The following is a 15259-nucleotide window of genomic DNA, read 5'->3' as shown; positions in this document are numbered from 1 at the left end:
ATAAATTTGGGTTCAGGCAATTTAAATGATGAAAAGAGTGGTAGTGCTCACCGGCGCCGGGATAAGCGCCGAGAGTGGCTTAAAAACGTTCAGGGACAGCGATGGCTTGTGGGAGGGTCACAACGTTGAGGATGTGGCCACACCCGAAGCCTGGGCACGCAACCCTGAACTTGTACAACAGTTTTACAACGAACGACGGAAATCGGTCTTAGAGGCGGAGCCAAATGCTGCGCATTTCGCTCTGGCAAAGTTGCAGGATAAATATGACGTGCAGATCATCACACAAAATATTGATGACCTGCATGAACGCGCCGGGTCCAAAAACGTGCTACACCTTCATGGCATCATAACAAGGTCGCAAAGCAGTATTGATCCTAAGCGTACTTACCCTATAGATGGTTGGGAGATAAAAATGGGGGAGACCTGCCAATTGGGTTCGCAGTTACGTGCGCATGTGGTTTGGTTTGGGGAAGCCGTACCCATGATTGAACCCGCGGCTGTACTTTGTTCCCAGGCAGACATCTTTATTTTAGTTGGAACTTCTCTGGCCGTATACCCCGCTGCCGGATTGATCAATTATGTACCCCGAACAGTAACTCAGTACATCATTGACCCGAACATTCCAACGGCAGCTAACAGATCAATTGTACAGATGCCATTTCAAGCTACCTTGGGCGTGCCCATGTTGGTCGATGATTTACTGACTAATGAAAGCTAAATTTAGGCTTGTTTTACCCTTTTTTAAGACCAAATTAAATTCTGATAGGGGTTCAAACTAATTTTTAAAATGCTTATTGTCAGGAATTTATGTTAAGCATTTCAAGGTGATTTGTTCGTATTGAAAGATTCCAATTAGTTAAAAATCAATTCTATACTTAAAACGCCACCAAATTAAATTTGGTGGCGTTTTAAAATAAATTATAAGATATTAATATACAGTACATTACAGTAATCTATATTAATCAATAGTTGTATCGGTAATAAGCTTCTTGGTAGTCTTTACCCATTTCGGAAAAGCGTGCTGAAACCTTGGAGAGAAAAGCCTCATCAAGTATTTCAAACACTGAATTTACACCATCGGTCAGGTCCATCTCGGGCACTTTGTATGTTTGCTCCAATGTACCTTGTTCCATTTTTACAATAAACTTTTGGTTCATACTCATAATGGTGATCTTAAAATCTCGATGAGGTAATTCTGCTACAACTCTCATTTATCTTTAGTATTTAAAATGGCTTCTAATGGATCTTTCCCATTAATGCCGCCAATGCTTTCCAATATCTTAAAGCGAGCGAATAACTCCTCGCTATACCAGTCCTCGCTTCTTGTTTTTTTGATCACCTCGGCGTGTTCTCTACTGCCGTAGGCAAAGGCTTTCATTTGTTCTGCGCTTTCCCAAACCGAGAAAGTTGCCTGCCTGTATACAGGCGCTTCACCAACACCAATTGAGGTAATATATCCGGGCGCTCCTGTCATCAAGTTGGCTACTTCATCAACGTGCGACCAGAAATTTTTCAATCTTGAGGTTCGTATAGTGGCCCGTGTAAGCACACCAACAGGCCCATCTATATTTTTTACGTTGGCTTTGCCAAATGGCTCTTTACCGTCCCATTTGCCATGACTTTGCAGAGGCCGGCAAAGTATTGTCCATTGTTCTTTGGCGAGCGTTTTCCACCATTTGCTCACCCATGATCTCGCTGCAAATCGATCATAAGCCTCGCGGTTCTCCCAAACAGCCAACAAGCCCCATTGCTGCCAGTCGGGCTGCAGGTCAAATGTTCCATTGAGACCGGTACCTAATAGTTTCCAAAATGTACAGCCATCCTGTAATATCATCGGCAGGCGGTGCAACGCCATGGCAAACAATGCGAATGGTACAAACAGCTTACGATAACGGACTATGGTTAAACTAACGATCATGTAACCGCGAATTAAAAAATTAAATATGAGATTTAGCTTATTTACTTTCAGCGCAGTGTAATTACTTTTGCCATATGGCAGAAGATCTTAAAATAACCACTTCCGAAAATAAAGAGGAGCAATACCGTTCACTCATTCCGCAGATAGAAGCATTATTATTTGGCGAAACCGACCTAATAGCTAATCTTGCTAACGTGGCTGCAGCTCTTAAAGAGCAATTTAAATGGTTTTGGGTAGGGTTTTACCTTGTAAAGAATGACCAATTAGTTTTGGGCCCTTTCCAGGGGCCTGTAGCCTGCACACGTATTGCCAAAGGCAAAGGCGTTTGCGGTACATCCTGGGCCAAAGCCGAGACGCTTATAGTGCCCGATGTTGAAGCGTTCCCCGGTCACATTGCATGCAGTTCTTTGTCACGTTCAGAGATCGTTTTGCCGCTCATGCATGAAGGCGCTGTAATTGGCGTGTTGGATGTAGATAGTGAGGAATTAAGCGCTTTTAATGAAACCGATGCTAAATATTTGCAGGAAGTTATTAACCTCATAAAATTTAATGCCTAAAGTATTTTTGATAGCGGGCTTGGGGGCAGATAGTAGGATATTTACGCATATTTTACTTCCCAACAATTATGAAAAAATCGGCATTCAACCATTGAATCCTCGAAGAGCGGATACTTTAAATGATGTTGCACAACATATTATTAATCAATATAATATAACAGTTGATGATGTAGTAATTGGTGATTCCCTCGGTGGCATTATCGCAGTTGAAATTGGCAAGCTGATGCCTATTAGAAAGCTCATACTCACGTCGACAATAAAAACAAGTAGCGAGGAGCCATGGTATTTTAAGATACTAAGAAAGCTTCCTGTTTATGATATAACGCCCGCCCGATTATTTACTAAACTTGGCGCTTTCGTAAAACCGATGCTTAGGCATTTAAGTGATGAAGATGCATTATTGATCAAGAGTATGCTTGCCGATTCTTCTCCTTCATTTTTAAAATGGGGAGCGCAAGCAGCGCTGCATTGGCGCAACGATGTTATCCCTCCCAATCTCCATCACATCATTGGTGATAAAGACCTTGTGTTTCCTTGCAAAAACATTAAAAATCCTACAGCCGTTATTAAAGGCGGCACGCATATCATGGTATTTGATAGAGCTAATGAAATTAACACCCTGCTTGCCGATATCCTTAAGGCATGAAACTACCCCAACTGTACTATAAAAGCCCCAATGTTGTAGCCCTAAGTCGCGACCTATTGGGCAAGTATCTTTACACCCGTATAAATGGTGAGCTAACCGGCGGCTATATTGTTGAAACAGAAGCTTATGCTGGAGCTATCGATAAGGCTTCTCATGCTTATGGCGGGCGCTTTACACCACGCACATCTACCATGTTTAAAGCTGGTGGCATAATTTATGTTTACCTCTGTTACGGTATACATGAAATGCTGAACATCGTTAGTTCATCAGAAGGAGAACCGCACGCTATCCTGATACGTGCCATTAACCCAACTGATGGGATAGAGACAATGCTTCAAAGGCGTAATATGGCACAGTTGAAGCCTAATATCACAAAAGGGCCGGGGTCTGTTGCAAAAGCAATGGGTATCTCGAGGAAAATAAATGGTGAAAGCCTGCTGGGCGATCTCATTTGGATCGAAGACCGAAGTTTAGTTTTTGCTGATGACGAAGTTGCCGCTGCACCGCGCATTGGTGTGGATTACGCCGGTGAAGACGCATTTCTGCCATACCGTTTTTTTGTAAAACAAAATATTTACGTGAGCAAGCCCAACAAATAACAACTTAGCTGGTTATTTGCTCACCTACTAAAACAGAAAACACACTATGAGCAGCGATTGGTCAAGAACAGAAGGCCTTGATTACCTAAGAGACAAGGTTAAAGAAATTAAAACAGCAATGTTAACCACCTACAGCGAGGAACACGGTTTTAGCAGCCGCCCCATGGGCACAGCAGACATCGATGGTGACGGAAATATTTGGTTTTTTACCAATGAATATTCACCTAAAGTAAGTGAGATATCGATGGAGAACACCGTATCTCTTACGTATTCTGACGTTGAAAATCATACTTACCTGAGCATTGTTGGTGAAGCAAAAGTTGAGGACGATAAAGCTAAAATGAAAGAGCTTTGGAACCCGTTTGTACAGGCTTTCTTCCCGGAGGGTTTGGATGATCCGAAATTGACATTATTGAAAGTTATCCCTAACGACGCTGAGTATTGGGATAGCAGCAGCAGCCGCATGGTAGTGCTTTTCAATATGCTTAAAGCCAGGTTAACCGGCAAACAATATGATGAAGGCAAACACGGTAAAGTAGATCTTAATTAAGGTATTTCTTATTCTTTGTATAAACCACAGCAATTAATGCTGTGGTTTTTTTATGCCGCTACTTTCCATCAAATTATTATTGCCTAATATTGAATTATGATTTACCAGGATACAATTGAATTTGCACAATTACAGGATGAACAGGATGAATTAAGAAGTTTTCGCGATGAGTTTATGTTTCCAAAGCATAACGGAGAGAAGGCAATTTACCTTTGCGGTAATTCATTGGGATTGCAGCCACGTGCCGCAGGTGAATACATTAAACAGCAATTGGTTAATTGGGAGGCTTATGCGGTGGAAGGGTGGTTTATGGGAAACGAGCCCTGGCTCGATTATCATAAAGCTTTACTTCCTTCACTTTCCGGCCTGCTGGGTGCTAACGAAAATGAAATAACTGTCATGAATTCACTTACAGTTAATCTTCATTTGCTGATGGTAAGCTTCTATAAACCAACAAATAAAAGGTTCAAAATATTGATGGAAGCCGGCGCATTCCCGTCAGACCAATATGCCGTTGAGAGTCAGGTTCGTTTTCATGGCTATGATCCCAAGAATGCCATTGTTGAAGTTGCACCAAGAGAGGGCGATGTGACTTTGCGAACAGAAGATATCATTGCCCAAATAGAAGATAATGCTGATGAAATCGCTTTGGTGCTATTCAGCGGGATCAACTACTACACAGGGCAGCTTTTTGATATGGAAGCCATTACACAGGCAGGTCATAAAGCAGGGGCAATGGTTGGGTTTGATCTTGCCCATGCTGCTGGTAATGTTCCGCTAAAACTGCATGAATGGGGTGCCGATTTTGCTTCATGGTGTTCATACAAGTACATGAACTCGGGGCCTGGCGGTATCAGTGGTGCATTTGTGCATGAGAAGCATTTTGGCAATGACAAGCTGGACAGATTTGCCGGGTGGTGGGGTTATCGCCGCGATAAACAATTTTTAATGCAACCGGGCTTTGATGCTGAGATAGGTGCACAAGGATGGAACGTAAGTACCAGCCCCATTGTCCTGATGGCCATGCACAAGGCATCATTAGATATTTTTGAGAGGGCAGGAGGCATCCAGAAACTCCGCGCAAAAGGCGACAAGCTAACAGGTTACCTGGAATATCTGATCGCGCAAATCAATCAAAAGCTGGGCGAAGAAGTTTATCGCATCATCACGCCTGAAGATCAAAGCCAACGTGGTAGCCAGCTTTCGGTAGTTTGCAGACGCAATGCTCGTGCAACCTTTGATTATCTTACGGCTAACGGTGTTATTGGCGACTGGCGCGAACCTGATGTTATCCGCATAAGTCCCGTTCCACTTTATAATTCTTTCACAGATGCTTATTTAGCCGCTAAAGCGCTTTTTAAGGCTATCAGCGCTACCGGATCCTAAGGTTGGGTATCTTTACAATGTTATTAAAACAATCAGTATTAAAGGTTATTTAACAAGAATGCTTAAAATAGCTTTCGACCCTATATATGCCCATCCGCTACCGGAGGGACATCGTTTCCCTATGTTGAAGTATGAATTGATACCCGGTCAGTTACAACATGAGGGGCTTATATCGGAGGATAATCTTTTTTCCCCGACAGCCGTTCCCGAAGATGTTATCTTATTAACACATGATGCTAATTACTGGCATCAACTGCGAGACCTTACATTGCCGCCAAAAGAGCAAAGACGCATCGGTTTTCCGTTGACTGAACAACTTATTGAGCGTGAACGACGTATTGCGCAAGGCACCATTGATGGTTGTTATTTCGCCAGGCAATACGGCGTAGCCTTCAACGTGGCGGGAGGGACGCACCATGCGGGAACTAATTGGGGTGAAGGTTTTTGTATGCTGAATGACCAGGCAATTGCAGCTAACTACTTATTGAATAAAGGGTTATGTAAATCTATTTTAATAATTGATTTAGATGTTCACCAAGGTAACGGCACTGCGCAAGTATTCGAAAGTGAGCCGAGGGTCTTCACATTCTCAATGCATGGCGATAAGAACTTTCCTTTCAGAAAGGAACGATCAGATCTGGATATACCCCTGGAAGATGGTATTGAAGATGAAGCATACCTTTCTTTACTCAAGGATACCCTGCCTGGATTGATCAGCAAACACAAGCCGGACTTTATTTTTTACCTATCCGGTGTTGATGTGCTGTCGTCTGATAAATTGGGCAAATTATCGCTCAGCAAAGAAGCTTGTAAGGAGCGTGACCGATTTGTATTATCAGCATGCAAAAATAAGGGTATCCCTGTTCAGGTAAGCATGGGCGGAGGTTACTCTCCACAAATTAAAGACATTGTTGAAGCACACTGCAACACCTACCGTGTGGCGATGGAACTATATTTTTAGATCGTTAACAACAACGATCTGTTGCTTTTTGCTGATAGATTGAAACCTGAGGAAAAGCATTATAGATGATGCTGCTAATCCGCAAACCAGTCCATACCAAACACCTGTAACGCCAATTTTTAGATGGATGCCGAGCAGGTAGGCCACGGGTAAACCAATGATCCAATAGGATATAAAGGTGATGATAGTTGGTTTATTTACATCGCCCATACCACGGAGTATGCCTAGGCCAACCACTTGTGTACCATCAAATAGTTGGAAGAACGCCGCGACCACAAGTAGCTGTGCTGCAATAGCGATAACATTTCTATCTGTAGTGTAGATCCACGGCAGCCATTGATTACAAATAGTAAATATCAGTGCTGTAATGCACATAAAAACGATAACAATATGATAATTTGATATAGCTGATAATCGTAACTCGCGGTGTTTGCCGGCCCCGAAATAATTTCCTGATCTTACTGCCGCAGCCGATGATATGCCGCTGGCCATCATGTAGGTCATACTGGCTAATGATATCGCTATCTGATGCGCAGCCTGCGGTATAGAGCCAATGGTGCCAATAAGGATAGAGGCCCCGCCAAAAGCGCTCAGCTCAAAGGTAGCTTGCAGGGCTACCGGCATCCCGATTTTAAGCAACTGCTTCATTCGCTGCCATTGCACATTCTTTAACGCAAACTCTGTTAGGTACTTTTTAAATGCAGGTGAACGGAAAACATAAATACCCATAGCAATCGCCATCAGGCACCGGTCAATGAGTGTGCTATAGCCAACTCCCCGGATGCCCATGGGCGTTATGCCAAACATCCCTTTAACCAAAACAATCCCTACCAAAATATTAAGTACGTTACCCACAATAGTGATATACATAGCCTGTTTAGTAAAGCCTAGACCTTGGGCAAACTGCTTAAATGCATCAAATATCATCAGCGGAACCATTGATAAACTCAGCAGGAATAAAAACGGTTTTGCCTGCGCTACCACTGCCGGCGATTGATCCAGATGTGTGATAAACAAAGACATTACTGTATATACAGCAGCGAAAAGTACAAAACTGGTAAGTATATTAAGTATTAAACTATTGCTTAACAATCTGCCGCATTCGGCAAAATTTTTACGGCCGTTGTGCTGTGCTATAAGCGGCGTAATACCATAACTGATACCTAAGCCAATAGCCAGCGGAACCAGGAACGTACTAATGGATAATGATACGCCGGCAAGTGCATTTGTGCCTGCAAACTGGCCAACAATGATAGTATCAGACAATTGCACAAGCGTGTGGCCAACCTGAGAAAGCACTACCGGTAGAGCGAGCCCTAAACTATCGCGATAATAAGAATGATATTTTTGGTAAAAACTGTTCATGGCCGGCAAATGGAGAGCCGGCAAAGGTAAGCAATAAGCCGCTAAACTACATGGCTGTGTAGAACTCTTCCTTTTCTGTAGTATGTACTGCAAGTACGCCTGACAGCACCAGGTCTACGAGAATACGTTGTGCACGCCTACGGCCTATATTTAACAGGGTGCAAAATTCCTTTACGGTAATACGTTCTTTTTGGTCGAGATGCTCAAGCAAGGCTTTTTCTTTAGACGAGTATTCTATCAGTACACCTTTCTCATCAGCTCCACGACGAAGCACATCTACAACAACCTTGCTGGCTAATACGCTCTTATCTTTTATCCTGATGTAAACCCACCATTTGCCATCTTCGGCAAGCGCATAATGGGGTTTTTCCCTGCTTTCAGGAATGTCTACCATAAGTACGATCTTATCATCATAATAGACTTCCTCGAAGATCGGGTCAAGGGCCGGACGGCAGTAGAAATGCGCGGCCTTGGTTATCATATAACGCTCTTCCGTTTCATCTTTAACGCCTTTTATGGTACCATCATCAAGAACACCAATCAGTAAACGGCCGCCTATGTTGTTAGCATAAGACACCATTGTTTTTGCGATTTTTTCGCAGCTTGTTATGGTTTTTTTAAAGTCGAGTTTTACGCCTTCACCCTCAAGTATCTGTCTCTTTAAGTTCATTTCAGTTCTTTTCTTTAGTATGGCGTAAATATCTCCATCCAGCGCTCGGCGCGAGTTATCTGCTCAAAACCGAATTGCTTGTACAAACCGTGTGCATCAAGCGTAGCCAACACAAAGCGACGTAAACCTTGCAAATCGGGATGCAACGTGATGGTTTGTATCAACCACTTTGATAAGCCGATATTGCGATAAGGTTTTAATATAAATACATCACAAAGGTAAGCAAACGTCGCCTTATCACTTATCACACGCGCAAAGCCTGCCATCTTATTATCTTTATAAACGCCGAAACAAAGAGAATTGTCTATAGCCTTCCTCAGTTTTTCGGGCGGTATTCCTTTTGCCCAGTACGATTCGCCATCAAGGTAATTAAATATTGCATTAAAATCCAGTAGCGAGTTGTCTGTTGATATCTGATAACCTTTATTAATAAATTGGCTATCGTTCATGTATACCGGCATTATTGATCCAGGGTTTTAAAGTTTAGGTCGCGTATATAAACCTCGTTGCTGAGCGAGGCGCAAATCTCGTTGTTACTGTTCAAAATTTCTATGGTAAACGGTTTTTCGTATTTACCACAAAGTTGTAGTTGCTGTATTGCGTCGTTTATATATTCATCAGTTAAAGTAACGCTAAAATGTAAGGTTGTCTTTGCCGGTTTCAAAAAATTAATTTGAGACGACTTCGACCATATCCGGAGTTTTCTTTCGCTGGATTGCAAAACCCTGTCAAATAACACCGGCAAAAATGGATCTGCAGCTGCAAATATCGTCCCGCCGAATATTGTCCCGTTATAATTTTTGTTCAGAATACTTTTGAAAACCTTAACTTCTACGCCCTTGAAGTCTTTATGAAAGCGTTTTACCCAAACACGTTGAAATAATAGGGGAGGATAAATCCTCATAAGCCATTTGAGCATCGTTTCTGAAACAACCATCGTTGATAAATATCGAAAAAAATCGCTTTTTTAAAACGTAACGCTCCAAAATGTGAAAATTAAATTGAGCATGTATTCTAAAAAAATCAAAAAACATTTAAACAATAAGGCAGTACTTTGGTTATTAAAGCTGTTACAAAAAAGATTTAACTTACATTTTAATTTTATATCCATGAAAAAACAAATTTTCGCTTTTGCAGCAACTGCAATGATTATCGGTTCGGTTGTGACGGGTTGTAGCTCAGAAAAAGCTACTAATGGTTCTGATAGCACCGCAACAGACTCAACAGCAACTATGACCAAACCAGCAGGAACTGATACTACCAAGGCATCTGACACTATGAAAACAGATACCATGAAAAAAGATACAACTAAAAAGCCGATGTAATTGAATTACATTTCTAATGAAAGCTCAAATCAGTATCGGTTTGAGCTTTTTTTATTTATTTGAGATTTGGTCAATTTCTATTTATTCGTATAAATTACGTATTTATTATAATTAATATTATGTTAAGTAATACCTTTAAAAGATAAGGCCTGTTTTTACAGGCCCTATCTTTTACTTTTGTAAGGCTTTGATCTGTGCAGCTATTTTGGCTGCGTTTGCCTCATCGCGTTTACCTTTATAATAAGTCATTAAACCATTAAGTGCGTCTTCAGATTTTGGATTAAGTTCCACTGCTTTCAACACGTAAGGTTTAGCCATATCAAACATTGCGTTTGCTTTGGCAACTTGAGCGGTATACTCTTTTTGCTTGTTAGCTGGCAATTTATTAGCAGCATTGTAAGTGTCAATTGCTGGCGAAAGGTAAACAAACCCAAGATTTAGATTAGCTTCAAAAGAATTAGGATTCAACTCTAATACTTTTTTATACATCTCAGCAGCTTTATCAGAGTATTGCTTTTTCTCAGCTTCCATAGTAGCTTTAGCAGCCGGCGCAGCTTTAGCAATTTTTGCAGCCGTGTAAGAATCAGCAACTTGACCGTATGCTATACCTGCGTAATAATATAGATCCTTGTTTTTAGGATCGGCAGCTATAGCATTATTAAGTTTTTCAATAATCTCTTTCTGTTTGCCTTGTCTTAATGCCAGGTCAATTTGGTATGCCCTTAGTTTCCCTTGTTTAGGAAATTTCCCTAAACCCTCATCAATTGCTTTAATTGCACCTGCGGTGTCTTTTGCAAGTAAATAAGCGTTAACCATGTCAGAATAAGTGCTATCGGCTTTTGAGTATTTTGTCGCAAGCAATTTGCTGTAATTTGTAGCTGCTTCAGGATATTTTTTAGCGTTATAAGCCGCCATTGCCGTATAAAGCATGGCAGTGGTGTCTTCAGGATTCATACTACGGAAGTAATCGAATGATTTATAAGCATCGTCAAATTTGCCGGCGTTAAACTCCTTCGCTCCCTTGTTAGCTTGGTAGCGGCCAAGTATACTTTTAGCGTCATCTATCCATTTTTTATTTTCGCCTTTTTTATCAAGGTCTTCCGCCTTTTTTAGAGCCTCACTTGCGGTATTGAAATATGGCAATGCGGTTTCAGGGGCATTTTGATCACTTGATTCAACTAATGCTGCGTAAACAGATGCCTTTACAGCCCAGGTTAAGGGCATAGTTGCAGTTTTTTCATTTGCTGCAGCTTTATCAATTGCTTCCTGCGCCTTTGTTAACGATGGTTTAGCCAACGTTGGCTGGCTTTTAAGTCCCTGGTATTTATCAAGTTCAGATTGCGCCGTACTCAACTCTCCTTTTTGAGCGAAAGTTGCCGTGGAAATAAGGCCTAATATGCCTATCATTAAAAATTTAATCTTCATTTTTACTGTTTTAGATTGGTAATGAGTGTGTTGCGACTTAAAGACGCGTTTGTCAGGTTACTAATTTATTTGTTCAAGGCGGTTGTTAACCCGCTCCAACTGTGACTGGTTGCCGGTTTTTGCATAAGCAAGGGAAAGCACTTCTAAACAATTTTTGTCTCTTGGCGACATCTCGTTTGCCTTCTCTAACCATAAAATGGCATTGGTAATATTTCTGTTGCCATCATCTTTCTTAATTGTGCTTTCTTTCAAATACATCAATCCTAAGTTAAAAACAGGGTCGTATGCATTTCCATTAAGTTCTATAGCACGAAGATATAAAGACTCCGCTTTGTCGAATTGGTTTAAGTGATCATAGCAATTAGCTGCTACAAATGTAATATCAGAGTTGTTAGGATTGTTATCAATAAGTTGCGGCAACAACGGCTCTAAAGATTTATAATCGTGATTGTTGTTGTATATATTGGCTTCGTCTTGCAAAAGTTGCTTGCTATTTGGCAACAATCTCCTACCCTTTTTAACAATCTGCAACGCCTTTGCGGTATCACCAAGAGACTTATAAATTGAAGACGCTGTTTCCAGGTATTCAAGCTTTGTGCTGTCGGTATTGATCAGATTATCATAATACTTAGCAGCATCCTGCAAGTTGCCTTGTTTATTATTAGCATAAGCCAGGTAAACATTGATGTTCTTTTGACCGGGTGCATATTTCTTAGCATTCTGAAATGCAATTGCAGCATTTTTGAAATCCTTACTCTGGCTTAAGGTAAATCCCTTGCGTACATAAGCGTTTGAAAGGCACCTGCGAGAATAATCCATCTCTGCCTGGTAATTGAAGATCTTACTTTTTGCAGTAAATTTTTCGTACAAGGCGGCTGTCTTATCCAAAAAGTTATCAGGCTGATTAAGCTTGTTGGTAGAATCAAGCTGGAGTATACTTGAGTATACGATTAGCCTGTAAACATTTTTTTGAATGTCGTTGGAGTCCTTTTTGGTGACTACTAAGCTATCTGCTGATTTTTTAGCTCGAGATAAATAAGCCAGATCTGCCTTTTGTTTAAAAAAAGCAAGATTGTTTACCACGCTCTTTAATGCCTCTGTTTGCCCAAAAGCGAAAGAAGTGATAAACAATCCAATTATCAGTAACCCTAACTTGCTTTTTTGCATAAGCTATTCCGTTTGGTCATCCTCGGTAGCTGCATCGTCTGCGTTACCTTCGTCAATTTTTGTATCTTGTTTTATATCCAGTTCTTCGGTACCTGCGTCAATATCAGCATCAGTGGTCTCTGCAATTTCCTTATCTGCTATTGCTTCTGCAACTACCGCTTCATCAAGCTCCTCATCCTCTACGTGTGCAACCGTTGCCACTGAAGCTATTTCATCGTTACCTTTCAAGGTTATCAACCTCACCCCTTGCGTAGCTCTTCCCATCGTGCGGAGTTCTGCAATAGCCATACGAATGATGATACCCGATTTATTGATGATCATCAGATCTTCAGTATCAGTAACACCTTTTATGGCAACAAGGTTTCCGGTTTTTTCAGTAATATTAAGCGTTTTAACACCTTTACCACCACGATTAGTAACGCGGTAATCCTCAATGTCAGTACGTTTACCATAACCTTTTTCTGATACTACCAATACAGTTGTTTCGGCGTCATTGATACTTATCATACCAACAACCTCATCGTTATTACTATCCAGGCTTATGCCACGCACACCTGTTGCGGTGCGTCCCATTGGCCTTACCGTAGATTCATTGAAGCGGATAGCACGGCCACTTTGCAGCGCCATTACAATTTCGCTTGTGCCAGTTGTTAAAGTTGCCTCAAGCAGCGAATCGCCATCGTTGATGTTGATAGCATTGATACCGTTTGCACGGGGGCGTGAGTAAGCTTCTAAAGATGTTTTTTTGATCACACCTTTTTTGGTACACATGATAATGAAGTTGTTCTCCAGGTACTCCCTGTCTTTCAACGACTTTAATTTGATGTATGCCTTTATCTTTTCCTCTTTAGGGATATTGATAATGTTTTGTATAGCACGGCCTTTTGAAGTACGTGTACCTTCAGGAATCTCAAACACACGTAACCAGAAACATTGGCCGCTCTCTGTAAAGAACAGCATGTAGTTGTGGTTTGATGCGATCAACAGGTGTTCTATAAAGTCTGCATCACGGCTATTGCTGCCTAATGAGCCTTTACCACCCCTGCCCTGGCGGCGATATTCTGTTAACGACGTGCGCTTGATATAACCTTCATGCGAAATAGTGATAACAACATCCTCATCCTCAATAAAGTCTTCGGTTTGCATTTCTGCAGATGAGTGAACTATCTTGGTTCTGCGTTCATCACCGTATTTCTCTTGAATCTCGGCAAGTTCTGTTTTGATGATACCCATCCGCAGGCTTTCGTCAGCTAAAACAGATTTTAGATATTCTATCTGCTTCATCAATGCATCATATTCATCGCGGATCTTATCGCGCTCCAGACCCGTTAAACGGCGAAGCGTCATATCCAGGATAGCACGTGCTTGTATATCGCTTAAGCCAAATTGCGTCATCAAGCCTTCACGTGCTTCATCAGGCGTACCCGATGCACGAATGAGTTTAATAACCTCGTCAAGGTGGTCAAGCGCTATCAGTAAACCTTCTAAAATATGTGCGCGTTTTTCAGCCTCGGCAAGTTCAAACTTGGTGCGGCGTATAACTACCTCATGCCTGTGCTCAACAAAATGATGAATCAGATCTCTCAGGTTCAGCAGCATCGGGCGGCCATTAACCAGCGCAATGTTGTTTACACTGAAAGAAGTTTGGAGAGCAGTATATTTATAAAGATTATTTAAAACGATAGAAGCATTTGCATCGCGTTTTATCTCGTAAACCACGCGAATACCCTGGCGGTTAGATTCATCGCGGATAGCAGAGATACCTTCAATTTTTTTCTCGTTCACCAATTCGGCTGTACGCTCTATCATCAGCGCCTTGTTTACCTGGTAAGGTACATCGCTAACAATAATACGCTCACGATCATTATTGTAAGTTTCTATCTCGGCAGTTGCGCGGATAACAATACGGCCGCGGCCAGTCTCTAATGCAGCACGCGGTCCTTCGAAACCGTAAATAATACCTCCGGTAGGGAAATCGGGACCTTTAACGTGTTTAATAAGTTCTTCAACCTGTATATCCCGGTCATCAATATAAGCCAGCGTAGCATCGATAACCTCGTTAAGGTTATGTGGTGCCATATTGGTTGCCATACCTACTGCAATACCTGATGCACCATTAACCAACAGGTTAGGGAACTTTGCAGGTAGTACGGTAGGCTCCTGTAAAGAGTCGTCAAAGTTCAGCTGGAAATCAATCGTATCTTTATTGATATCGGCAAGCATTTCTTCAGCTATTTTCTGAAGCTTTGCTTCTGTATAACGCATTGCTGCCGGCTGGTCGCCATCTATCGATCCGTAGTTACCCTGTCCTTCAACAAATGGGTAGCGTAAGCTCCAGTCTTGCGCCATACGTACCATGGCGTCATATACAGAAGTATCGCCATGCGGGTGATACTTACCTAAAACCTCACCCACTATACGGGCTGATTTTTTGTATGGTTTGTTGTTGCTAAGGCCCAAGTCAAGCATACCGAAAAGTACGCGCCTGTGTACTGGTTTTAAGCCGTCGCGCACATCGGGTAATGCCCTTGATACGATAACAGACATTGAATAGTCAATGTATGCAGATCGCATCTGTTCATCAATATTTATCGGGATTATTCGGTCTTCTTTATGTGAGTTCTCGTTTTCTAAATCTTCAGCCATTTTTAAGTTTTCTGTAGACAGTTTTGGCGCTCTATAAAATAGAT

General features: G+C 41.7%; 17 protein-coding genes. 8 read left to right on the top strand and 9 right to left on the bottom strand.

The genetic code is table 11. The features are described 5' to 3' along the window. Positions 1–28: 28 nt before the first annotated feature. Positions 29–718 carry an SIR2 family NAD-dependent protein deacylase gene (locus FPZ42_RS10795; RefSeq protein ID WP_146271222.1) on the top strand — a complete coding sequence of 230 codons (690 nt, stop codon included), beginning with the start codon at positions 29–31 and terminating at the stop codon, positions 716–718. A gap of 244 nt (positions 719–962) precedes the next feature. Here FPZ42_RS10795 and FPZ42_RS10790 read toward each other — a convergent pair whose 3' ends face one another. Then, positions 963–1211 carry a hypothetical protein gene (locus tag FPZ42_RS10790; RefSeq protein WP_146271220.1) on the bottom strand — a complete coding sequence of 83 codons (249 nt, stop codon included), beginning with the start codon at positions 1209–1211 and terminating at the stop codon, positions 963–965. Continuing rightward, positions 1208–1918, bottom strand: coding sequence for a DUF3291 domain-containing protein (locus FPZ42_RS10785; RefSeq protein ID WP_146271218.1), 711 nt, complete (start codon positions 1916–1918; stop codon positions 1208–1210). Before FPZ42_RS10785 ends, FPZ42_RS10790 begins: the two co-directional genes overlap by 4 nt. Before the next feature lie 74 nt (positions 1919–1992). On the opposite strand from FPZ42_RS10785, the gene FPZ42_RS10780 reads away from it, so the two are divergent. The 6 genes from FPZ42_RS10780 to FPZ42_RS10755 all read left to right on the top strand — a co-directional run bounded on the left by FPZ42_RS10780 (position 1993) and on the right by FPZ42_RS10755 (position 6617). Further along, entirely contained in the window at positions 1993–2475 is a 483-nt protein-coding gene (locus FPZ42_RS10780) for a GAF domain-containing protein (RefSeq protein ID WP_146271216.1), read from the top strand. Next, positions 2468–3121 (top strand): alpha/beta hydrolase, encoded by a 654-nt coding sequence (locus tag FPZ42_RS10775; RefSeq protein WP_146271214.1) that lies wholly within the window; start codon positions 2468–2470, stop codon positions 3119–3121. Before FPZ42_RS10780 ends, FPZ42_RS10775 begins: the two co-directional genes overlap by 8 nt. Then, a complete protein-coding gene (locus FPZ42_RS10770) occupies positions 3118–3720 on the top strand; it encodes a DNA-3-methyladenine glycosylase (protein WP_146271212.1) in 603 nt (200 codons plus the stop codon). Before FPZ42_RS10775 ends, FPZ42_RS10770 begins: the two co-directional genes overlap by 4 nt. Positions 3721–3766: 46 nt before the next feature. Next, positions 3767–4270: a pyridoxamine 5'-phosphate oxidase family protein gene (locus FPZ42_RS10765; protein ID WP_146271210.1), complete on the top strand. Its 504-nt coding sequence runs from the start codon at positions 3767–3769 to the stop codon at positions 4268–4270. A 96-nt stretch (positions 4271–4366) separates the two neighbouring features. After that, positions 4367–5656 (top strand): kynureninase, encoded by a 1290-nt coding sequence (kynU, locus tag FPZ42_RS10760; protein ID WP_146271208.1) that lies wholly within the window; start codon positions 4367–4369, stop codon positions 5654–5656. Positions 5657–5714: 58 nt separating this feature from the next. Continuing rightward, the gene (locus FPZ42_RS10755) at positions 5715–6617 is read left to right on the top strand and encodes a histone deacetylase family protein (protein ID WP_146271206.1); all 903 of its coding nucleotides are present in this window, start codon (positions 5715–5717) and stop codon (positions 6615–6617) included. Here FPZ42_RS10755 and FPZ42_RS10750 read toward each other — a convergent pair. From FPZ42_RS10750 to FPZ42_RS10735, 4 genes are read right to left on the bottom strand one after another with little or no spacing between them, the layout of a single operon-like run. Continuing rightward, entirely contained in the window at positions 6606–7982 is a 1377-nt protein-coding gene (locus FPZ42_RS10750; RefSeq protein ID WP_146271205.1) for an MATE family efflux transporter, read from the bottom strand. The two genes, FPZ42_RS10755 and FPZ42_RS10750, sit on opposite strands and share 12 nt — an antisense overlap. Before the next feature lie 46 nt (positions 7983–8028). Next, positions 8029–8652 (bottom strand): AlbA family DNA-binding domain-containing protein, encoded by a 624-nt coding sequence (locus tag FPZ42_RS10745; RefSeq protein ID WP_146271203.1) that lies wholly within the window; start codon positions 8650–8652, stop codon positions 8029–8031. Between the two features lie 14 nt (positions 8653–8666). Further along, positions 8667–9101: a GNAT family N-acetyltransferase gene (locus tag FPZ42_RS10740; protein ID WP_261382275.1), complete on the bottom strand. Its 435-nt coding sequence runs from the start codon at positions 9099–9101 to the stop codon at positions 8667–8669. An 11-nt stretch (positions 9102–9112) separates the two neighbouring features. Continuing rightward, positions 9113–9556 carry a DUF4442 domain-containing protein gene (locus tag FPZ42_RS10735; RefSeq protein WP_315898394.1) on the bottom strand — a complete coding sequence of 148 codons (444 nt, stop codon included), beginning with the start codon at positions 9554–9556 and terminating at the stop codon, positions 9113–9115. A 103-nt stretch (positions 9557–9659) separates the two neighbouring features. On the opposite strand from FPZ42_RS10735, the gene FPZ42_RS10730 reads away from it, so the two are divergent. Further along, on the top strand, positions 9660–9977 hold the full coding sequence (locus FPZ42_RS10730; RefSeq protein ID WP_146271196.1) for a hypothetical protein: 318 nt from the start codon (positions 9660–9662) through the stop codon (positions 9975–9977). 171 nt (positions 9978–10148) lie between these two features. On the opposite strand, the gene FPZ42_RS10725 is transcribed toward FPZ42_RS10730, so the two are convergent. The 3 genes from FPZ42_RS10725 to gyrA are packed head-to-tail and all read right to left on the bottom strand — an operon-like array spanning position 10149 to position 15215. Beyond that, the gene (locus tag FPZ42_RS10725; RefSeq protein WP_146271194.1) at positions 10149–11402 is read right to left on the bottom strand and encodes a tetratricopeptide repeat protein; all 1254 of its coding nucleotides are present in this window, start codon (positions 11400–11402) and stop codon (positions 10149–10151) included. A gap of 60 nt (positions 11403–11462) precedes the next feature. After that, a complete protein-coding gene (locus FPZ42_RS10720) occupies positions 11463–12569 on the bottom strand; it encodes a tetratricopeptide repeat protein (protein WP_146271192.1) in 1107 nt (368 codons plus the stop codon). Between the two features lie 3 nt (positions 12570–12572). Continuing rightward, positions 12573–15215: a DNA gyrase subunit A gene (gene gyrA / locus FPZ42_RS10715; RefSeq protein ID WP_146271190.1), complete on the bottom strand. Its 2643-nt coding sequence runs from the start codon at positions 15213–15215 to the stop codon at positions 12573–12575. Between the last annotated feature and the right edge of the window lie 44 nt (positions 15216–15259).

It is taken from the genome of Mucilaginibacter achroorhodeus, assembly GCF_007846095.1.
Taxonomy (GTDB): domain Bacteria; phylum Bacteroidota; class Bacteroidia; order Sphingobacteriales; family Sphingobacteriaceae; genus Mucilaginibacter; species Mucilaginibacter achroorhodeus.
Note: the sequence above shows the minus strand (reverse complement) of the source record. Positions and strands in the feature narration are given on the sequence as shown.

What these genes read in the sequence shown, in the direction of transcription:
- FPZ42_RS10790 (WP_146271220.1), bottom strand. Translation starts at nt 1,211, where the DNA reads ATGAGAGTTGTAGCAGAATTACCTCATCGAGATTTTAAGATCACCATT.
- FPZ42_RS10740 (WP_261382275.1), bottom strand. Translation starts at nt 9,101, where the DNA reads ATGAACGATAGCCAATTTATTAATAAAGGTTATCAGATATCAACAGAC.
- FPZ42_RS10735 (WP_315898394.1), bottom strand. Translation starts at nt 9,556, where the DNA reads ATGAGGATTTATCCTCCCCTATTATTTCAACGTGTTTGGGTAAAACGC.
- FPZ42_RS10780 (WP_146271216.1), top strand. Translation starts at nt 1,993, where the DNA reads ATGGCAGAAGATCTTAAAATAACCACTTCCGAAAATAAAGAGGAGCAA.
- FPZ42_RS10730 (WP_146271196.1), top strand. Translation starts at nt 9,660, where the DNA reads ATGTATTCTAAAAAAATCAAAAAACATTTAAACAATAAGGCAGTACTT.
- FPZ42_RS10725 (WP_146271194.1), bottom strand. Translation starts at nt 11,402, where the DNA reads ATGAAGATTAAATTTTTAATGATAGGCATATTAGGCCTTATTTCCACG.
- FPZ42_RS10775 (WP_146271214.1), top strand. Translation starts at nt 2,468, where the DNA reads ATGCCTAAAGTATTTTTGATAGCGGGCTTGGGGGCAGATAGTAGGATA.
- FPZ42_RS10795 (WP_146271222.1), top strand. Translation starts at nt 29, where the DNA reads ATGAAAAGAGTGGTAGTGCTCACCGGCGCCGGGATAAGCGCCGAGAGT.
- FPZ42_RS10720 (WP_146271192.1), bottom strand. Translation starts at nt 12,569, where the DNA reads ATGCAAAAAAGCAAGTTAGGGTTACTGATAATTGGATTGTTTATCACT.
- FPZ42_RS10765 (WP_146271210.1), top strand. Translation starts at nt 3,767, where the DNA reads ATGAGCAGCGATTGGTCAAGAACAGAAGGCCTTGATTACCTAAGAGAC.
- kynU (WP_146271208.1), top strand. Translation starts at nt 4,367, where the DNA reads ATGATTTACCAGGATACAATTGAATTTGCACAATTACAGGATGAACAG.
- FPZ42_RS10785 (WP_146271218.1), bottom strand. Translation starts at nt 1,918, where the DNA reads ATGATCGTTAGTTTAACCATAGTCCGTTATCGTAAGCTGTTTGTACCA.
- FPZ42_RS10745 (WP_146271203.1), bottom strand. Translation starts at nt 8,652, where the DNA reads ATGAACTTAAAGAGACAGATACTTGAGGGTGAAGGCGTAAAACTCGAC.
- FPZ42_RS10750 (WP_146271205.1), bottom strand. Translation starts at nt 7,982, where the DNA reads ATGAACAGTTTTTACCAAAAATATCATTCTTATTATCGCGATAGTTTA.
- FPZ42_RS10770 (WP_146271212.1), top strand. Translation starts at nt 3,118, where the DNA reads ATGAAACTACCCCAACTGTACTATAAAAGCCCCAATGTTGTAGCCCTA.
- gyrA (WP_146271190.1), bottom strand. Translation starts at nt 15,215, where the DNA reads ATGGCTGAAGATTTAGAAAACGAGAACTCACATAAAGAAGACCGAATA.
- FPZ42_RS10755 (WP_146271206.1), top strand. Translation starts at nt 5,715, where the DNA reads ATGCTTAAAATAGCTTTCGACCCTATATATGCCCATCCGCTACCGGAG.